Origin of the sequence: Nonomuraea sp. NPDC003560 (assembly GCF_042878785.1) — a bacterium.
Classification (GTDB): Bacteria; Actinomycetota; Actinomycetes; order Streptosporangiales; family Streptosporangiaceae; genus Nonomuraea.
Genome location: NZ_JBIAOF010000002.1, coordinates 988,476 through 1,005,321 on the forward strand (window position 1 = coordinate 988,476; position 16,846 = coordinate 1,005,321).

Here is a 16,846-nt window from a genome sequence, read left to right on the forward strand (position 1 = left end):
GCACTGACCGACGCAGTGAGGTACCCGTGGCCAGTGATGCATTATTCGGCCGCCGTGCCGAGCTCGAACAGCTGTCCAGCTTTCTCGACGCGGCTCGGCGGCATGGCGACGCGCGGCTGATGTGGGGTGACCCCGGCATCGGCAAGTCCGCTCTCATGGCCGCTGCGGCCGAGCTGGCGGTCACGGCGGGGATGCGCGTGCTGCGAGCGTCCGGGTCGGAGTTCGAAGCCGACGTCAGTTACTCCTGCCTCAATCAGCTGCTCCTGCCGGTCGAGGCCGACATCCAGCACCTGCCGCCGCAGCTTCGAGAGGCATTGTCGGTGGCGTTGGGGTTCGGCATCGGCGCGCCCACAGACGCGCTCCTGGTCTGCAACGCCGCGCTCCTGCTCGTCAAGAGGGTCGCCGCTGAGACACCGCTCGCCCTTCTGGTGGACGACGTCCAATGGATCGACCGGGCCAGCGCCGTCGTGCTGGGATTCGTCGCCCGCCGGCTGCAGGGGGTCGGGGCCGCGCTGCTGTTCTCCGCAAGAACGGGCGCAGTGAGCTCCGCGGCGCCGCGCGGGTTGACCGAGATGGCCGTCCAGCCCCTGGATCGAGCGGCGGCCGGGCAACTGGTCGACGTCCACTTCCCGGACATGCCGGTACGGATCAGGAATCGGCTGCTCGACCTGGCCCAGGGCAATCCGCTGGCCTTGACGGAACTGCCTTCGACGTTGCTGGGCGCGACGCGTCCCGCGGTGGCGCACTCGGAGGTGGTCCCGCTCAGCGACCGGCTCCAGGCGATGTTCGCCGCGCGGATCGCCGACCTGCCGGCGTCGACCCGGAGAATGCTGTTGCTGGCCACGTTCGAGGGCACCGGCGACGTCCGGGTGCTCAGGGCTGCCTCGGCGGATGAGGCCGGGCTGGCCGACCTCGCCCCCGCCGAGCGGGCGCAGCTGGTACGCGTGGACGACGCCACGGCGCGGATCGCGTTCCGGCACCCGCTGATCAGGTCGGCGATCGTGGCGGGGTCCACGCACGAAGAGCGCCGGACCGCGCATGTCGCCCTCGCCGGCGCCCTGCCGGGTGACCAGGAACGTCGTGCGTGGCATCTGGCCGCGGCCGCCGTCGGCCCGGACGAGACGGTGGCGGCGCTGCTGGAGGGCTCGGCGCATCGCATCATGCTGCGCGGTGACGCGTTGGCCGCGGTCGCCGCGCTGGTCCGGGCGGCCGAGTTGAGCGTGACGAGCGCCGATCGGGGGCGTCGGCTGTCCGAGGCCGCGTACATCGGCGCCGAGGCGAGCGGGGCCGTCGACGACGCGAAGACGCTCCTGACCGACGCGCGGCGGGCGGCTCCGGATTCCACCGGCTCGCTTCACGCGGCCAACGCGGCCGCGTTCCTGATGCTCAACGGGGACGGCGACGTCGCCACCGCCCACCGGCTCCTGCTCGGCGCCATCGAGACCGCCGGGCACGGCTACCGGGCGGAGGATCCCGCGCTCGTCGAGGCCATGCACACGTTGATGCTGTTGTCCTGGTACGGCAGCGCTCCGGAATACTGGGAGCCGTTCTACCGGGTGTTGGAACGGTTGGAGCCGCGACCGCCCGACGTGTTGTCGCTGGCGAGCAGGACCTTCCCGGACCCGGTCCGCACGGGGGCCTCGGCGCTGGCGAGCAGCCGGCGCATCCTCGACACTCTGGCGGACGAGACCGACCCCACGCGGATCGTGCGGGTCGGCACGGCCTCGGTCTATCTGGACAGGCTGGGTGACTGCCGCGAGTCCTCGTGGCGGCTGGTCCAGCAGGGACGGGACGGAGGCGCGCCCCGACGGCACCTCGGCGCCCTCATGCACCTGTGCCTGGACGACTTTCTCGTCGGCCGATGGGACGAGGCCGAGGAACTGGCCAGTGAGGGTCAGCAGGTCTGCGAGACCAGCGGTTTCTCCTTCTTCGCGTGGTACTTCCTGTACAACAGGGCGATCCTCGCCGCCGGACGGGGACGCTTCGAGGAGGCGTACGCGCTCGCCGACGAGATCACCCATTGGGCGCTCCCACGCGGTGTGGCGGCCGCGGCGCTGTTCGCCCAGCATCCGCGTGCCCTGGCGGCGCTGGGACAGGGGGACTTCGGCGCGGCTTTCCACCACGCGGCCGCGATGAGCCCGCCCGGCGCGCTCGCCGCGTACGTGCCTCACTGCACGTGGGTCATGCTCGACCTCGTCGAGGCGGCGGTGCGGACCGGGCGGATGGTCGAGGCCAGGGCGCACGTCGAGGCGATGCGGGCCGCCGACGTGGCCGCGTTGTCGACCCGGATGACGCTGGTCCAGGCGGCCGCGGAGTTCCTCGTGTCCGACGACGAGGGGACGAGGGCGCGGCTGGAGTCGCTGTTGTCGGGCCACGTGGCGAAACGGTGGCTGTGGGACGCCTCCCGCGTCCGGCTCGTCCTCGGCGAGAGGCTGCGTCGTGACAGGTCGGCGTCGCAGGCGCGCCGGCAGCTGCTCATCGCCCGCGACGGCTTCGCCGCGATGGCCGCCGGGCCCTGGGTCGAGCGTGCACGGAACGAGCTGCACGCCGCCGGACACCGACCGGCCGAGACCTCGGCAGGCGGCCCGGCCGCCCTGACCGCGCAGGAGTTGCAGATCGCCGAGCTGGCGGCGAGCGGCCTGACCAACAAACAGATCGCCGAGCGGCTGTACCTCTCGCACCGGACGGTGGGCGCGCACCTGTACCGCATCTTCCCCAAGCTCGGCGTCGCCTCCCGCGCCGGGCTCAGGGATGCTCTCGCACCGGATCCCGAAGCCCCGCGCTGAGCTCGTCGGCCTGTGCCTCCTTCTCCTCCAGCAGCCGCTCCAGCAGGCGCCGGGTGGTGGGGTCGTCGGCCCCGACCCAGCGCACCGCCTCCTGCAACGACTGGACGAGGATCCGCGCCCCCACGAGGTCCTGCGTCACGATGCCGGTGAGATCGCCGTCCTGGAACGCCTGGAAGGTGATGCGCGACCGCGCCGGCAGGTGCCGTGGGTCGTGGTCGGCGGCGAACCCGAGCTGAGCGATGCGGGTCGCGAGCAGCCGCGCGCCGGCGCGGTCACGGTCGGCGCAGCCGTGCAGGAACTCCGCGACCGCTCGATGCGACGGCCCGCGGACGAGCAGGGCGTGCTGCTCGTACTGCAACGAGGACACGACCAGGCTGGCCAGCAGCACGTTCAGCAGGTGTGCGACCGCTTTGAGCTCGGCCCGGTTCGACGGCGTGACCGCACCGTCGTCCGGGTCGAACAGCGCCCGGTCCCGGACCTCCCGCATGCGCAGGACGGCCGGCGGCTCCGAAGGACTCGTCACGTGTCGATGGTCGGGCACACGCCCGGGCCGCGCATCTGTCAAATGACCTAACCGCATCAGCGGTTAGGTCATCGGCCGCCATGGGCGTTCAAGGCGGGAGTCGGATGACTGATGTGGCGCCGGCCGGGCGGCGCCGACAGTGGGCTGCGACAGATCCACCCGTGAGGAGTGATCCCATGACCATCGGCCACGGCTTCCACGCCGCCATGACCGCGCAGCCGGGCCGGGGCGACGACCTGGTCGCCGCCCTGCTCGACGCGCCGTCCCTGCCGAACGACGACTGCCGTGTCTTCCTGGTCGGCCGCTCGGCCGGCGATCCGGACACCGTTTACGTCACCGAGGGCTGGGTCAGCCCGGAGGCCCACGCCCGGTTCTTCGCGACCGAGCAGGCCCAGACGTTCGCCGCCGCCCTCCAGCCGCTGCTGGCCGGGCAGCCGCGGTACGCCGACGAGATTCCCGTCGGCGGCAAGGCCGCCCTGTGAACGAGGAGACCACGATGGCCCGTCCCGGCCTCGACCCCGAACTGCGCGCGTTCCTCGCCGGCCTGCCTCCCATGGCCGAGCTCGGTCCGGAGGTGCTCGCCGAGCTGCGCGGACTGCCGTCCACGCCGGTCGACGCCATCCTCCAGGGCCGCGCCGCCGGCCACCGCGAGATCATCGCTCCCGTCCCCATGTCGATCTTCACCCCGGCCAGGACCGGTCACGCGCCGACCCCGTGCGTCTACTGGGTCCACGGCGGCGGCATGGTCATGGGAGACCGCTTCTCGCAGATCGAGATCCCCCTGGACTGGCTCGACCTGTTCGGTGCCGCCGTCGTCTCCGTGGACTACCGGCTGGCGCCGGAGGCCACCGGCACGATCCCGGTCGAGGACTGTTACCAGGGCCTGCTCTGGGTCGCCGAACACGCCGGTGAGCTGGGCATCGACCCGAGCCGGATCGTCGTGGCGGGGGTCAGCGCCGGCGGTGGCCTGGCCGCCGGGCTCACCCTGATGGCCCGTGACCGGGGCGGGCCGCCGATCGCCGCGCAGGTGCTCATCTGTCCCATGCTCGATCACCGCAACGACACCACCTCCAGCCGCCAGTACTCCGGTGCGCCCGGGGTCTGGACCCGCGAGATGAACGCGTTCGGCTGGCGGTCGCTCATCGGCGGCGGCGAGGTGTCCGGCTACCTGTCGCCCGCGATCGCCGAGGACCTGTCCGGCCTGCCGACCACCTACGTCGACGCCGGGACGGCCGAGGTGTTCCGTGACGAGGACGTCGCGTTCGCCACCCGGATCTGGGCCGCCGGCGGCCAGGCGGAGCTGCACGTCTGGGCGGGCGGCTTTCACGGCTTCGACGCCCTGTGTCCCGAGGCCCGGATCTCGGTCGCGGCCCGGCGTACCAGGAACGACTGGCTCGCCCGGGTGCTGGGCACGTCGCCCGGAGCCGTCCGGTGAGCGCCCACGACCGCGCCGCGTTCCTGCACGAGTTCGCGCGCGCCCCCTTCACCGTCGGCGCGGTCGCGCCGAGCGGCGAGCCGCTGGCCGACCTGATCACCTCGCCTGTCACACGTGACGGTGACCCGCTGGTCGTCGAGGTCGGTCCGGGCACGGGCGCGTTCACCGCGGCGATCCAGCGCCGGCTCGGCGGCCGTGGCCGTCACCTGGCCGTCGAGGTCAACGAGCGGTTCGCGCGGCGTCTCGCCACCCGGTACCCGCGGATCGACGTCGCCGTGGCCGACGCCCGGGACCTGGGAGAGGTGCTCGCGGCGCGCGGCCACCACCGCGCGGACGTCATCGTGAGCGGACTGCCCTGGGCGGCGTTCACCGCGAACCGCCAGCACGACCTGCTCGACGCCCTCACCGGCGCCCTCGCCCCGCACGGCGCATTCACCACGTTCGCGTACGCGCACACGCGGTGGACGCCGCCGGCGCGACGGTTACGGCGATCCCTGGACGGGCTGTTCGAGGAGGTCGTGGTCAGCCGGACGGTGTGGGCCAACGTGCCGCCCGCGTTCGTCTACTTCTGCCGCCGGCCCCGTGTCTGGGCCCTGGCCCTCGATTAGATGCGGCAGAAGACTTCGCCGGTCGGCGAGGACCACCGGGCGACGCCCTTCGAACTGTTCTTCGACCTCGTCTACGTCTTCGCGATCACGCAGCTCACCGGCTCCATGGCACGCGAGCGCGACGCCGACGGCGTGTTCCGGGGGCTGCTGATGCTGGCACTGCTGTGGGGCACCTGGTCCGGCTACACCTGGCTGGGCAACCATTCCCGGGCGGACGGCGGTCTGCTGCGGGGCGGGATGGTCGTCGCGATGGCGGCGATGTTCGTGGTCGGCCTCACCATCCCGGAGGCGTGGGCCGACGGGCCGGGCGCCTTCGTGCTGGTGGGCGCCTATCTGGTGGTCCGGTGGGTGCATCTCGTGGTCTTCGCCGTGGCCGCGGACGGTGACACCGGGCTGCGCCGTCAGATCGCCATCACCTGGCTGCCCATGACGGCGAGCGCGGCGCTCCTGGTGTCCGGGACGGCGCTGGGGAGCTGGACGCAGGTGCTGCTGTTCGCGGTCGCCCTGGTGGTGGACTGGGCGGGCATCTACCTCACGGCCAGGAACGGTCACTGGCGGCTGCGCAGCCCGGCGCACCTGACCGAGCGGCACGGGTTGTTCCTGATCCTGGCCATCGGCGAGTCGGTCGTCGCTGTCGGCGTCGGCGCCGCAGGACGGCCCATCAGCGCGGGGCTGCTGCTGGCGGCCGTCCTCGGCATCGCCGTCGCGGTGTGCCTGTGGTGGCTCTACTTCGACGTGGTGGCGGGCGCGGCCGAGCGCAGGCTGCGCGGCGTACGCGGCGAGGAGCAGGTCATGCTGGCCGTCGAGGCCTACACCTACGGGCACTTCCCCATGATCGCCGGGATTCTGCTCACCGCTCTGGGTGTCGAGGGCGTGGTCGCGCACGCCGGCGAGGGTGCGCCCTTGGGTGTGTTCTCCGCGCTCGCGCTCCATGGCGGTGTCGCGCTCTACCTCGTGGGACATCTGCTGTTCAGGCTCCGGACGCATCGCACGCTCGGCCGCCGGCGGCCGGCCGCGGCCTGCGCCGTCCTTGCCGCCGCGCCGGTCGCCGCGGTCCTGCCGCCGCTGGTCGGGCCGGCCGTCGTGGTGGCCGTCCTGGCCGCGCTGATCGCCGCCGAGAGCCGCCCGCCTCGTGAGCAGGAATGGGCAAGGACGCGCGAGCTTCGGGGATCGTCCGCCCGGCGCGGGACTGATTACGTAGCCCTGAGAGAGGGAGGACGATGACGAACCATCACCGCAGCGTGATCTCGCTCCAGGTCAACGGCGTGCCGCACCGGCTGGACGTCGACAACCGCACGACGCTGCTGGACGCGTTGCGCGAGGACGTCGGCCACACCGGCCCCAAGAAGGGCTGCGACCACGGCCAGTGCGGCGCGTGCACCGTGCTCCTCGACGGCCGGCGGGTGGTCTCCTGCCTGATGCTGGCGGTGGCCGCCGAGGACGCCGAGGTCACGACCGTCGAAGGGCTGGCCGGTGACGGCGAGCTGCTGCCGCTGCAGCGGGCGTTCATCGGGCTCGACGGCTTCCAGTGCGGATACTGCACGTCCGGGCAGCTCTGCTCGGCGGCCGGGATGCTGGCCGAACACGCGGCGGGCTGGCCCAGCGCGGTCACCGCCGACGTGTCCCCGGGCGGCCCGGCGCCGGTGCTGGACGCGGCGGAGGTACGGGAGCGAATGAGCGGCAACCTGTGCCGCTGCGGCGCCTACCCGTCCATCGTCCGGGCCGTGCTGGAGACGGCTGCCCGGAAGGAGATCGCGGGATGAGGGAGTTCGCCTACGAACGCGCGGCGGACGTCCGTCAAGCGTTGATCGCAGCCGGCGGCGGCGCCCGGTTCCTGGGCGGCGGCACCAATCTCGTCGATCTGATGAAGGCCGGGGTGGAGGCTCCCACGAGGCTGGTCGACATACGGCGGCTGCCGCTCGCCGGCGTCGCCGAGGCGCCGGACGGCGGGCTGGTCGTCGGCGCCACGACGACCAACAGCGACCTCGCCGCCCACCCCGAGGTACGGCGGCGCTACCCGGCGCTGAGCCAGGCGGTGCTGGCCGGCGCGTCCGGCCAGCTCCGCAACATGGCCACGGTGGGCGGCAACCTGCTCCAGCGGACCCGGTGCGCCTACTTCGCCGCGCAGGTGTGCAACAAGCGCGTCCCCGGCACCGGCTGTCCCGCGATCGCCGGGGAGCACCACAACCACGCCGTCCTCGGCTGGACGCCGAGCTGCGTGGCCACCCATCCCTCCGACATGGCGGTCGCGATGCTGGCGTTCGACGCGGTCGTGCGTTACGAGACGCTCGACGGCCCCGGGGAGCTCCCACTGGCGGGCTTCTACCCGCCGGTCGGGGACACGCCGGACCGCGAGACGGCGCTGCCGCCGGGCGCGTTGATCACCGCGGTGGCCCTGCCCGGGAGCGCGGTGTCCCCGCGCTCGCGCTACCGGAAGGTCCGCGAGCGCGCGTCCTACGCCTTCGCCACCGTCTCCGTCGCGGCGGCGCTCGACCCGGACGAGGGCTCGGTGCGCATCGCTCTCGGCGGGGTCGCCTCGCGGCCCTGGCGCGCCCGCACCGCCGAGGCCTTCCTGTCGGACGCTCCCCTCACGCCCGAGGCGTTCCGTGCCGCCGCGGACGCCGAACTGGCCGCCGCCGAACCGCTGCCCGGCAACGGCTACAAGGTGCGGCTGGCCGGCAATCTCATCGAGACCGTCCTTGAGGAGCTCCTGCCATGACGAACGCGGTCGGGGCGGCGCGGCCGCGGATCGAGGGCCGGGCCAAGGTCACCGGCGCCGCCCTTTATGCCGCCGACGTGCCGGTGCCGGGCCTGGCCTTCGGCGTGGTCGTCCTGGCCACCGTGTCCCGGGGCCGCGTCAGGGACGTCGGCGTCTCCACCGTCCAGAGCATGCCCGGCGTGCTGGGTGTGATCGACCACCGGAACGCGCCTCGGCTGGACCCGGCGGCGGGCGGCTTCTTCGGCCCGGACGGCCAGCTGCAGCTGTTGCAGGACGAGCTGATCCCCTTCGCCGGTCGGCCCGTCGCGCTCGTCGTGGCCGAGACACTCGAACAGGCCCAGGCGGCGGCCGAGGCGCTGCCGGTGATCTACGACGAGGAGCCGCACGACACGGCCTTCACCGCCGACCACCCGGGGAGCCGTCCTGCGGTGACGATCTTCGACGAGCCCGTGGACGTCGGCGACGTGGCGGCGGAGCTCGCCGCGTCGCAGGTGGTGGTCGAGGAGCGCTACCGCACCCCCGAGGAACACTGCAGCGCCATGGAGCCGCACTCGGCGACCGCGTGGTGGGAGGGAGAGCACCTGGAGGCGATCGACTCCAACCAGGGACCTTTCTCCGTGGCCCGCACCCTGGCCACGCTGTTCTCCTTGAGCCCGGAACTGGTACGCGTCCGCACCGAGCACGTCGGCGGCGGCTTCGGCTCCAAGGGGCTCTGCGGCCCGCAGTTGATCCTGGCCGCGATGGCCGCGCGGCTGTTCGGCCGGCCGGTGCGGGTCACGCTCACCCGTGCCCAGGTGTTCCTGGCGACGGCGATGCGGCCCGCGACCGACCAGCTGATCCGGATCGGCGCCGACGCGGACGGCCGGCTGCGGGCGATCCACCACGAGGCGGCGTTCGAGATCTCGCCGCTGGTGGAGTACCTGGAGGGCTGCACCGAGCTCACCAAGACGCTCTACGCGGTGCGCGCGATCCGAACCCGGCTCAGCGCGGTGCCGCTCGACATCCTGCCGCCGTACTCGATGCGGGGACCGGGCGCCGCGCCCGGGTCGTTCGCCCTCGAATCCGCCATGGACGAGCTGGCCGAGCGGCTGGGCATGGATCCGCTGGAACTGCGGCTGCGCAACGAGCCGGTGGCCGGTCCCGTGTCCGGCCTTCCGTTCAGCAGCCGCAATCTGGTCGCGTGCCTGCGCGAAGGCGCCCGCAGGTTCGGCTGGGACACCCGCGATCACCGGCCGCGGACGCGGCGGGAGGGGCCTCTGCTGGTCGGCACGGGGCTGGCCGCGACGTCCTTCAGCGCCGGGGCCTTCCCCTCCTCGGCCACGATCACCGCCGAGGCGGACGGGACCTTCACGGTCGCCGTCGGCGCCACCGACCTCGGCACCGGCGCGCGCACCGCGCTGACCGCGATCGCCGCCGACGCGCTGGCGGTCGGCACGGACCGGATCCGGCTCCGGATCTCCGACAGCGGCCTCGGTCCCGCGTGGGGCGCGGGCGGTTCCCGGGGGACCACGTCCTGGGGCTGGGCGATCATCGAGGCCGCGGCGAAGCTACGCGGCCAGGGCCGCCGCGGGACGGTCACGGCCGACACCACGAGCTCGCTCGGCGGGTTGCCGTCCCTGGAACGGCACGCCTTCAGCGCCGTGTTCACCGACGTGACCGTCGATCCGATGACGGGCGAGGTGCGGGTGCGGCGGCTGCTCGGGATGTTCGCGGTAGGGCGGGTGGTCAACCCGCTCATGGCCCGCAGCCAGGTCGTCGGCGGAATGATCGGCGGGCTCTCCATGGCGTTGCACGAAGAGGGCCTGCGCGATCCCGTCTCCGGCCGGCACGTCAACGCGGACTTCGCCGGCTACCACATCGCCGCGCACGCCGACGTGCCCGACATCCAAGCCGACTTCGTACCCGACCACGAGCCCGGCATCCCCATGGGCGTCAAGGGCGTCGGCGAGATCGGCAACGTCGGCACGGCCGCCGCGATCGCGAACGCCGTCTGGCACGCCACCGGCGTCAGGCAGAGATCCCTGCCGATCCGTCTCGATCGCGTGCTGGAGTGAGGCGCCTGGCGTCCTGGCTCGGCGGCGCGCCGAACTGGCGACGGTACTCGCGGCTGAACTGGGACGGGCTGGTGTAGCCGACGCGCCGGCTGACGGCGGCGACGTCACCCGGCGCCGCGGCGAGCTGGAGCCGTGCCTGCTGGAGGCGGATCTGCTTCTGGAACTGGATCGGGCTCATCGCGGTGGCGGCGTGGAAGTTGCGGTGGAAGGCCGAGACGCTCATCCCCGCCAGTCTGGCCACGTCCTCGACGCCGAAGGGCTGCGCGTAGTGGTCGCGGATCCACTGCACCGCGCGGGCGACGTGGCTGAGGCTGCTGTCGGGAAGCCCGAACTGGCGCACGATCGCGCCCTGCTCGCCCGTGATCAGCCGCCACAGGATCTCCCGTTTGACGAGCGGCGCGAGGACGGTGATGTCGCCGGGCCGGTCGAGCAGACGCAGCAGCCGGACGACCGCGTCGAGCAGCTCGGCGGAGGCGGTGCTGACCGCCAGCCCGGCCGGCGCATCGTCGCCGAGCTCCGACAGATCGTCCGGGCCCGCCTGCAGCAACACCTCCGCGATGGCCGCCGGATGCAGGGTCAGCCCGACCCCGAGCCCGGGTCGTCCGGCGTCGGCCCTGGCGAAATGGGCGGTCACCGGCAGGTCGATCGAGGCGACGAGGTACTGCCCCTCGTGGTACTCGTACAGGCGGTCGCCCAGCGCGAACCGTTTCGTGCCCTGGGCGACGAGCGCCAGCACCTTGCCGTAGGTCGTCGGTGCCGGAGGCTGGGGGCGTTCGGCCTTGAAGATCAGCACATCCTCGATGGGAGTGGCGAGATCAGGTCGAGCATGGCGGATGAGGAGGTCGCGCAGCTCGTCGAGGGCCATGATCCCCATCCAAGCACCGCGCGAGGTTCGGCGACAATCGGGCCCACACACCCGGGTGGAGGCGTGGCGGCCGAGGAAGCAGAAGATGGCGCCAGCGCCAGTGCGCTGATCCGCCAGAGGGCCGCTCACACCGCGGTGAGGTCGAGCCGGGTTTCCATGTCCAGCCGGAACCGGCCGTAGGGGTTCACGTGAGCCCAGAACAGCGGGCTGAGCGCACGCCGATCTTCCTCGGTGGGTTTGCCGGCCCACTGCGGATCTCGCAGAACGGCCTGAAGGAGCTGGGTATCGATGAACACCAATGAGGACTGCAGCAGGTGCAAGGTGAGCATGGACACCTCGGCGTGAGACCCGGCCGGGTTCCTCCAGGGCCAGGTATGTGACCGAACGGCCCAGTGCGAGTAACGCGTCTGCACGCACGCATGTTCACCGCCGATGCGAGGGAGCGGCCATGCGCGAACGCGTCGACACCTGCGATGAGGGGAATCTCCATCACCTCCGCGATCTGGCCACGGGCCACTGCTCGCACACGTGCACCAGGCGCAGCTCCAGCGAGCGTCTGCGGGCGTCAGCCGTGCCCCATTCGACCGCTGCCATCGAGGGCGGGGAGCCGTCCACGCCCGCCACGATCCGTCCAACCATCTCTTTCGTCTCCCCCAGCCCCTTCACCTGTCTCAGCCCGGTCTGCCGACCATCCGGGCGGCAGCCGCGGGTTCAGGACCTCGGCGGGAGTCACCGCGACCGGGCACCAGGATTCGAGCAGCGCGGTCTGGGGGACCGGGCCGAGCAGCAGGCAGGCGGGAGATCCGTTCCCCCGGTTGCCGAGGACGAGGAGCGTGGCGTCCTTCGTCGAGTCGACCAGGACGCGTTGGGGCGTTCGGTCACGAACTCGGTGAACACCGCCCCGCTCGCGACCTCCAGCAGCACCGCGGCGGGCGTGCCCTTCCCCAGGACCGGCTGGACGTCCACCTCCGGGGCCGGCTCCTTGGCGCGGCGCACGCCCTCGTCGACGACGGCGAGGGCGACCTGCTCGATCTGCGTGAGGACCTCCTCCGCGACCGGCCTCGGCGCGTAAGGCCAGTGCAGGGCGTGGCAGACCAGCACGGACACCCTCCGCAGCCGTGCCTCCTCGACCGCCCAGCGCAGCGCGTCACGGCTCTCGGGCGAGTCGTCGTAGCCGACCAGGATGGGCCGGTCGGCCTGGTCAGCGTGCACTGCCGCCGCCCGGACGAGGAAGGGTCCTGCCGGATGAGCCTTCCCGCCGCTCCTGCCGGATGAGCCTCACCGGCCGGGAAACTCCTGGTCTGTCTCGCTTGTCGTGGCTTTTCCGCCAACGGGCTCCAGTCGCACCGCCGTGACCTTGTACTCGGGGCATGACGTCGCGGCGTCGCCGCGATCCGAGGTGAGGGCATTGACTCCGCTGGCGGGGAAATGGAAGGCGCAGAACACCTGGCCGGGTGTCACGTCATCGCTGACCTGGACGGTCAGGCGCGCCTCTCCGTAGCGGCTGCGCACCGTGACGCGGTCGCCGTCGCCCAGGCGGTGGCGGGCCGCGTCGGCGGGATGGACGTCGAGCCGGTCGGTGGGGTCGAGCAGGAGGTTGTCCGTACGCCGGGTCATGCCGCCGGAGTTGTAGTGCGCCCAGCGCCGCCCTGTGACCAGAACCAGCGGGAACCGATCGTCGGGCTCCTCGCCGGGCGGCAGGTACGGCACGGCGCCGAGGTGCGCCAGCCCGTCCGGGGTGGCGAACCGTTCCCGGTGGAGCGAGGACTCGCCGGGCCGGTCGGGATGACGGCACGGCCAGGGGACGGCCCCGTCCCGGTCGAGCCGTTCGTGCGACAGACCCGCGAAGACGGGGGCCAGCCGGCCGCACTCGGCCAGGGCCTGGGCGGGCGTGGCGCATCCGAGGTCGGCGCCGAGCGCCGCGGCGACCGCGTGGATGATCTGGAAGTCGGGCCGCGCGGCTCCCGGCGGGGCGAGCGCGGCCCGCACCCGCTGGAAGCGGCGGTCGAAGTTGACGAACGTACCGTCCTTCTCCAGCCAGGACGCGGCGGGGAACACGACGTCGGCCCTGCGTGCGGTCTCGGACAGGAACAACTCGTCGCAGATCACCAGCGGGCACCTCTCCAGGGCCTGGATTACCTGGTTGCTGTCGGGATCGGTGGCGCACACGTCCTCGCCGAGGATCCACAGGGCGCGCAGTTCTCCGGAGCGGGCGGCGGCGAACATCTCCGGGATCCGCAGGCCGGGACGGGGCGGGACGGGCACGCCCCACACGCGTTCCGCGCGGAGGCGGGCGTCGGCGTCGGCCACCTTGGCGTACCCGGGCAGGAGGTCCGGCAGCGCGCCCATGTCGGACGCGCCCTGGACGTTGTTCTGGCCGCGCAGCGGGTTCACGCCGAACCCGCGTCCGGTGCCGACCGCTCCGCGAAGGATGGCGAGGTTGGACAGGGCGCGTACGCCGTCCGTGCCGTGCAGGTGCTCGGTGACGCCCAGCCCGTAGACGATCGCCGGTCTCTCCGCCAGGCCGAACAGCCGCGCGGCGGCGACGACGTCGGAGGCGGGCACGCCGGTGACGGCGGCCGTACGGTCGGGGGAGTAGTCGGCGAGCAGCGCGGTGAGCTCGGGCAGGCCGGCCGACCGCTCGCGCAGGAACTCGTCGTCGATCAGGCCCTCGGCCAGCATCACGTGGGCGATCGCGTGGAAGAGGGCGACGTTGGCGCCGGGACGGGGGCGCAGGTGGACGTCGGCATGGCGGGCCAGGCCCACCGCGCGCGGGTCGGCGACGACGAGCCGCGTCCCGCGCAGCACACGCTGGAGGAGTCGCGCGCCGACCACGGGGTGCGCCTCGACGGGGTTCGCGCCCACGAGCAGCAGGCAGTCGGCGCTCTCCACGTCCTCGAAGGGGTCGGTCCCGCCCGGCAGGCCGAACGCCGCCGTCAGGCCGGCCGCCGACGGGGCGTGGCACAGCCGTGAGCAGTTGTCGACGTTGTTGGTGCCGATCACCGTCCGCATGAACTTCTGCAGCAGGTAGTTCTCCTCGTTGGTGGCCCTGGCCGAGGAGATCGCCGCCACCGCGCCGGGGCCGCCCGCCGCGACCGCCGCGCGAAGCCCTCGGGCCACGTGCTGGAGGGCTTCTTCCCAGCTCACCGGTTCCAGGCGGCCGTCGCGGCGCAGCAGCGGCCGGGTGAGCCGGTCGGGCGAGCGGAGGAACCCGTGGGCGAAGCGGCCCTTGACGCAGGCGTGGCCCCGGTTGACGGGGCCGTCGCGGGCGGGCAGCACGGCGGTCACCGAATCGCCGCTGGTGAGCACGTCCAGGGAGCAGCCGACGCCGCAGTATCCGCAGGTGGTGCGGGTACGTGGCAGCTCCGGCGCGCGGCCGCCGCCGGGCAGGCCGGGCTCGGTGAGCGCGCCGGTGGGGCAGGTGTCGACGCAGCCGCCGCAGGCGACGCAGTCGGACTCCGCCCACGGTCCGCCCGTGCCGGGCGCGACCACCGTGTCGGCGCCCCGTCCGGCCAGGGTGAGGGCGAAGGTGCCCTGGACCTCGGCGCACATGCGCACGCACCGGCCGCAGGCGATGCACAGGTCCCGGTCGAGGCGGACGTACGGATGGCTGTCGTCGCGGCCCCGGCCGCCGGTTCCCCGGGCCGTGTCCGGCGCGATGCCGAGGTCGTGGCAGACCCTGGCCAGCTCGCTGCCGCCGTGCTCGCCGTCCAGGGCGTGCGGCGGCAGGACCGAGACGATGACCTCCACGGCCTCGCGGCGCAGGACGCGCAGGTCATCCGCGTCGACCTCGATCGGAGCGTCCTCAGCGGCCGGTGTCACGCACGCGGCGACCACCTTGCCGCCGGCTCTCACCAGGCAGGCGCGGCAGGAGCCGGCCGGCGTCAGGCGGTCGTCGTGGCACAGCGTGGGGAGACCGATCCCGGCCGCGCGCACGGCGTCGAGAACCGAGGCGCCCTCGGCCACGTGCGCGGTCGTCCCGCCGACGCGCACCCTCACCCGTCCCACCCCGCCAGCCGGTCGCCGAAGGCGCGGACGAGGCTGCGCACGGCCGCCGGGACGCGCCGCCCGAAGGCGCACAGACTGGCCTCACCCATGACGCGGAGCAGCCGCTCGTATTCCTCGCCCGGCTGCTCGGCCCGGACGATCTCCAGGCCGCGGCGGGACCCGACGCGGCAGGGCGAGCAGGCGCCGCAGCTCTCGGCGGCGGCGAACTCCCACACGTGGCGCAGCACGTCCGCGGGGTCGATCCGCTGGTCGAAGGCGACCAGCCCGGCGTGTCCGAGCGCCGCCCCGCGCGCGGCCAGATCCGTCTCCGACAGCGGCACGTCGAGCTGGTCGGCGGCGAGGAAACCGCCGAGAGGGCCGCCGACCTGGACGACGGCCAGTTCCGCGCCTTCGCGCAGGCCGCCGCCGAGCTCGTCGACGATCCTGCGCACCGGTGTGCCGATCTCGACCTCGTAGCAGCCGGGCCGGGCGAACCGTTCGGACAGGCAGACCAGCTTGGTGCCGGTCTCCGACGGCGTGCCGCGCGCGGCGTAGGCGTTCCCGCTGTGCTCGACGATCCAGGGGATCGCGGCCAGCGTCTCGACGTTGTTCACGACGGTGGGGGCGTCCCAGAGGCCGTGCTGTGTCGGGTACGGCGGGCGCGGCCGGGCGCAGCCGCGGCCGCCTTCGAGCCCTGAGATGAGGGCGGTCTCCTCACCGGTCACGTAGGAGCCCGAGCCCTCGGCCACCTCGATGTCGAGATCGACGTCGGTGCCGTGGACGCGCCGTCCCAGATGTCCGTCGGCACGGGCTCGCTCGACCGCCATCCGCATGGTGGCCAGCGCGTGTGGGTACTCCGATCGGACCAGCACCACGCCACGGCTGCTTCCGCAGGCGAAGCAGGCCAGCGCCAGCCCCTCCAGCACCCGCTCCGGATCCGCCTCCATCAGCAGCCGGTCGGCGTAGGAGCCGGGATCGCCCTCGTCGCCGTTGGCGACCACCACCGTGCCGGGCGAACGTCCGGCGGCGGCCCATTTGGCGGCGACGGGGAACCCCGCTCCGCCGCGCCCGCGCAGCCCGGAGGCCGCCACCTCGCGCAGGACCCGTTCCGGTGCGCCGGCCCGCAGCACGTCCGGCCACACCTGCCAGGCGTCCTGCCCCTGGACGACGCCCGCCAGCACGACGGGAGCGCCCGTGACGTCGGTGGCGGGGATCGGCGGGGCGTGGGGGAGCGCGCGGCCGGAGAGCTGGGCGGCGAGCGCCGGGCCCGTGCACGGTGTGTCGCCGTCGAGACAGGCGGGGCCGGCGTAGCAGTAGCCGAGGCATCGGACACCCTGCAGGGAGACCTCCCCATCCGCGGAGACCTGATCGACGCCGACACCCAGAACCTCTCCGACCTCGCGGACGTGCCGGCCCGCCCGAGCGGCGAAGCAGGCCGCCGCGGTGCAGACCCGTACGTGGCGCCGGCCGTGCGGGGCGGCCAGGTCGGCGTAGAAGGTGGCCGGCCCGAACGCCGAGGCCGCGGGCAGCCCGAACCGCCTGGCCGTTTCAGGGGCCCAGGTCTCGGCGGATGCGTGTCCGGCCACGGCGGCCTCGGTGAGGGCGTCGAGCAGCCGAACCCCGGGACGGCCGCGACGGTCCGCCAGGGCGCGGAACGCGTCGAACCAGCTGTGAGCACCCACGTTCCTCTACATGCACCCCTGGTCCTAGCCGCCACACCCCGGCGAGGGTCAGGGTTGGGCAAGGGGCCGACCACGATCGTGCTGAGTGATTTGTGGCTACTTGTGGCTCGATGTCGGTTTCGGGAAGGTGGCGGTCGAGGGCCAGCGGGGGCGGAGGGTGATGCGCGAACCGATCGTGGCCGGCGTC

16 protein-coding genes are annotated in these 16,846 nt (G+C 73.3%); 8 read left to right on the top strand and 8 right to left on the bottom strand.

All coding sequences use genetic code 11. The features are described from left to right. Positions 1 to 26 precede the first annotated feature (26 nt). Complete coding sequence (locus ACFYUV_RS10035) at positions 27 to 2,786, top strand: AAA family ATPase (protein ID WP_387667059.1); 2,760 nt, start codon at positions 27 to 29, stop codon at positions 2,784 to 2,786. On the opposite strand, the gene ACFYUV_RS10040 is transcribed toward ACFYUV_RS10035, so the two are convergent. Next, positions 2,746 to 3,309, bottom strand: coding sequence for a ferritin-like domain-containing protein (locus ACFYUV_RS10040; protein WP_387667062.1), 564 nt, complete (start codon positions 3,307 to 3,309; stop codon positions 2,746 to 2,748). The genes ACFYUV_RS10035 and ACFYUV_RS10040 overlap by 41 nt on opposite strands. A gap of 176 nt (positions 3,310 to 3,485) precedes the next feature. Between ACFYUV_RS10040 and ACFYUV_RS10045 the strand changes: the two genes are divergently transcribed. The 7 genes from ACFYUV_RS10045 to ACFYUV_RS10075 are packed head-to-tail and all read left to right on the top strand — an operon-like array spanning position 3,486 to position 10,125. Next, positions 3,486 to 3,791: a putative quinol monooxygenase gene (locus tag ACFYUV_RS10045; RefSeq protein WP_387667064.1), complete on the top strand. Its 306-nt coding sequence runs from the start codon at positions 3,486 to 3,488 to the stop codon at positions 3,789 to 3,791. Continuing rightward, entirely contained in the window at positions 3,788 to 4,744 is a 957-nt protein-coding gene (locus ACFYUV_RS10050) for an alpha/beta hydrolase (protein WP_387667066.1), read from the top strand. The genes ACFYUV_RS10045 and ACFYUV_RS10050 overlap by 4 nt, the downstream gene beginning before the upstream one ends. Next, positions 4,741 to 5,352, top strand: coding sequence for a class I SAM-dependent methyltransferase (locus ACFYUV_RS10055; protein WP_387667069.1), 612 nt, complete (start codon positions 4,741 to 4,743; stop codon positions 5,350 to 5,352). Before ACFYUV_RS10050 ends, ACFYUV_RS10055 begins: the two co-directional genes overlap by 4 nt. Next, the gene (locus ACFYUV_RS10060) at positions 5,353 to 6,576 is read left to right on the top strand and encodes a low temperature requirement protein A (protein ID WP_387667072.1); all 1,224 of its coding nucleotides are present in this window, start codon (positions 5,353 to 5,355) and stop codon (positions 6,574 to 6,576) included. After that, entirely contained in the window at positions 6,573 to 7,115 is a 543-nt protein-coding gene (locus ACFYUV_RS10065; protein WP_387667075.1) for a (2Fe-2S)-binding protein, read from the top strand. Before ACFYUV_RS10060 ends, ACFYUV_RS10065 begins: the two co-directional genes overlap by 4 nt. Further along, positions 7,112 to 8,071 carry an FAD binding domain-containing protein gene (locus ACFYUV_RS10070; RefSeq protein ID WP_387667078.1) on the top strand — a complete coding sequence of 320 codons (960 nt, stop codon included), beginning with the start codon at positions 7,112 to 7,114 and terminating at the stop codon, positions 8,069 to 8,071. Before ACFYUV_RS10065 ends, ACFYUV_RS10070 begins: the two co-directional genes overlap by 4 nt. Continuing rightward, on the top strand, positions 8,068 to 10,125 hold the full coding sequence (locus tag ACFYUV_RS10075) for a xanthine dehydrogenase family protein molybdopterin-binding subunit (RefSeq protein WP_387667081.1): 2,058 nt from the start codon (positions 8,068 to 8,070) through the stop codon (positions 10,123 to 10,125). Before ACFYUV_RS10070 ends, ACFYUV_RS10075 begins: the two co-directional genes overlap by 4 nt. On the opposite strand, the gene ACFYUV_RS10080 is transcribed toward ACFYUV_RS10075, so the two are convergent. The 7 genes from ACFYUV_RS10080 to ACFYUV_RS10110 form a co-directional block, all read right to left on the bottom strand. Continuing rightward, positions 10,079 to 10,999 (bottom strand): AraC family transcriptional regulator N-terminal domain-containing protein, encoded by a 921-nt coding sequence (locus ACFYUV_RS10080; RefSeq protein ID WP_387667084.1) that lies wholly within the window; start codon positions 10,997 to 10,999, stop codon positions 10,079 to 10,081. The two genes, ACFYUV_RS10075 and ACFYUV_RS10080, sit on opposite strands and share 47 nt — an antisense overlap. A 116-nt stretch (positions 11,000 to 11,115) precedes the next feature. Next, a complete protein-coding gene (locus ACFYUV_RS10085) occupies positions 11,116 to 11,319 on the bottom strand; it encodes a Tn3 family transposase (RefSeq protein ID WP_387667087.1) in 204 nt (67 codons plus the stop codon). Between the two features lie 160 nt (positions 11,320 to 11,479). Beyond that, the gene (locus tag ACFYUV_RS10090; protein ID WP_387667486.1) at positions 11,480 to 11,617 is read right to left on the bottom strand and encodes a universal stress protein; all 138 of its coding nucleotides are present in this window, start codon (positions 11,615 to 11,617) and stop codon (positions 11,480 to 11,482) included. Then, positions 11,556 to 11,780 carry a hypothetical protein gene (locus ACFYUV_RS10095; RefSeq protein ID WP_387667488.1) on the bottom strand — a complete coding sequence of 75 codons (225 nt, stop codon included), beginning with the start codon at positions 11,778 to 11,780 and terminating at the stop codon, positions 11,556 to 11,558. The genes ACFYUV_RS10090 and ACFYUV_RS10095 overlap by 62 nt, the downstream gene beginning before the upstream one ends. Continuing rightward, positions 11,720 to 12,202, bottom strand: coding sequence for a universal stress protein (locus tag ACFYUV_RS10100; protein ID WP_387667090.1), 483 nt, complete (start codon positions 12,200 to 12,202; stop codon positions 11,720 to 11,722). The genes ACFYUV_RS10095 and ACFYUV_RS10100 overlap by 61 nt, the downstream gene beginning before the upstream one ends. A gap of 66 nt (positions 12,203 to 12,268) precedes the next feature. Beyond that, on the bottom strand, positions 12,269 to 14,989 hold the full coding sequence (gene fdhF, locus ACFYUV_RS10105) for a formate dehydrogenase subunit alpha (protein WP_387667093.1): 2,721 nt from the start codon (positions 14,987 to 14,989) through the stop codon (positions 12,269 to 12,271). Then, complete coding sequence (locus tag ACFYUV_RS10110; protein ID WP_387667096.1) at positions 14,986 to 16,659, bottom strand: NAD(P)H-dependent oxidoreductase subunit E; 1,674 nt, start codon at positions 16,657 to 16,659, stop codon at positions 14,986 to 14,988. The genes fdhF and ACFYUV_RS10110 overlap by 4 nt, the downstream gene beginning before the upstream one ends. Between the last annotated feature and the right edge of the window lie 187 nt (positions 16,660 to 16,846).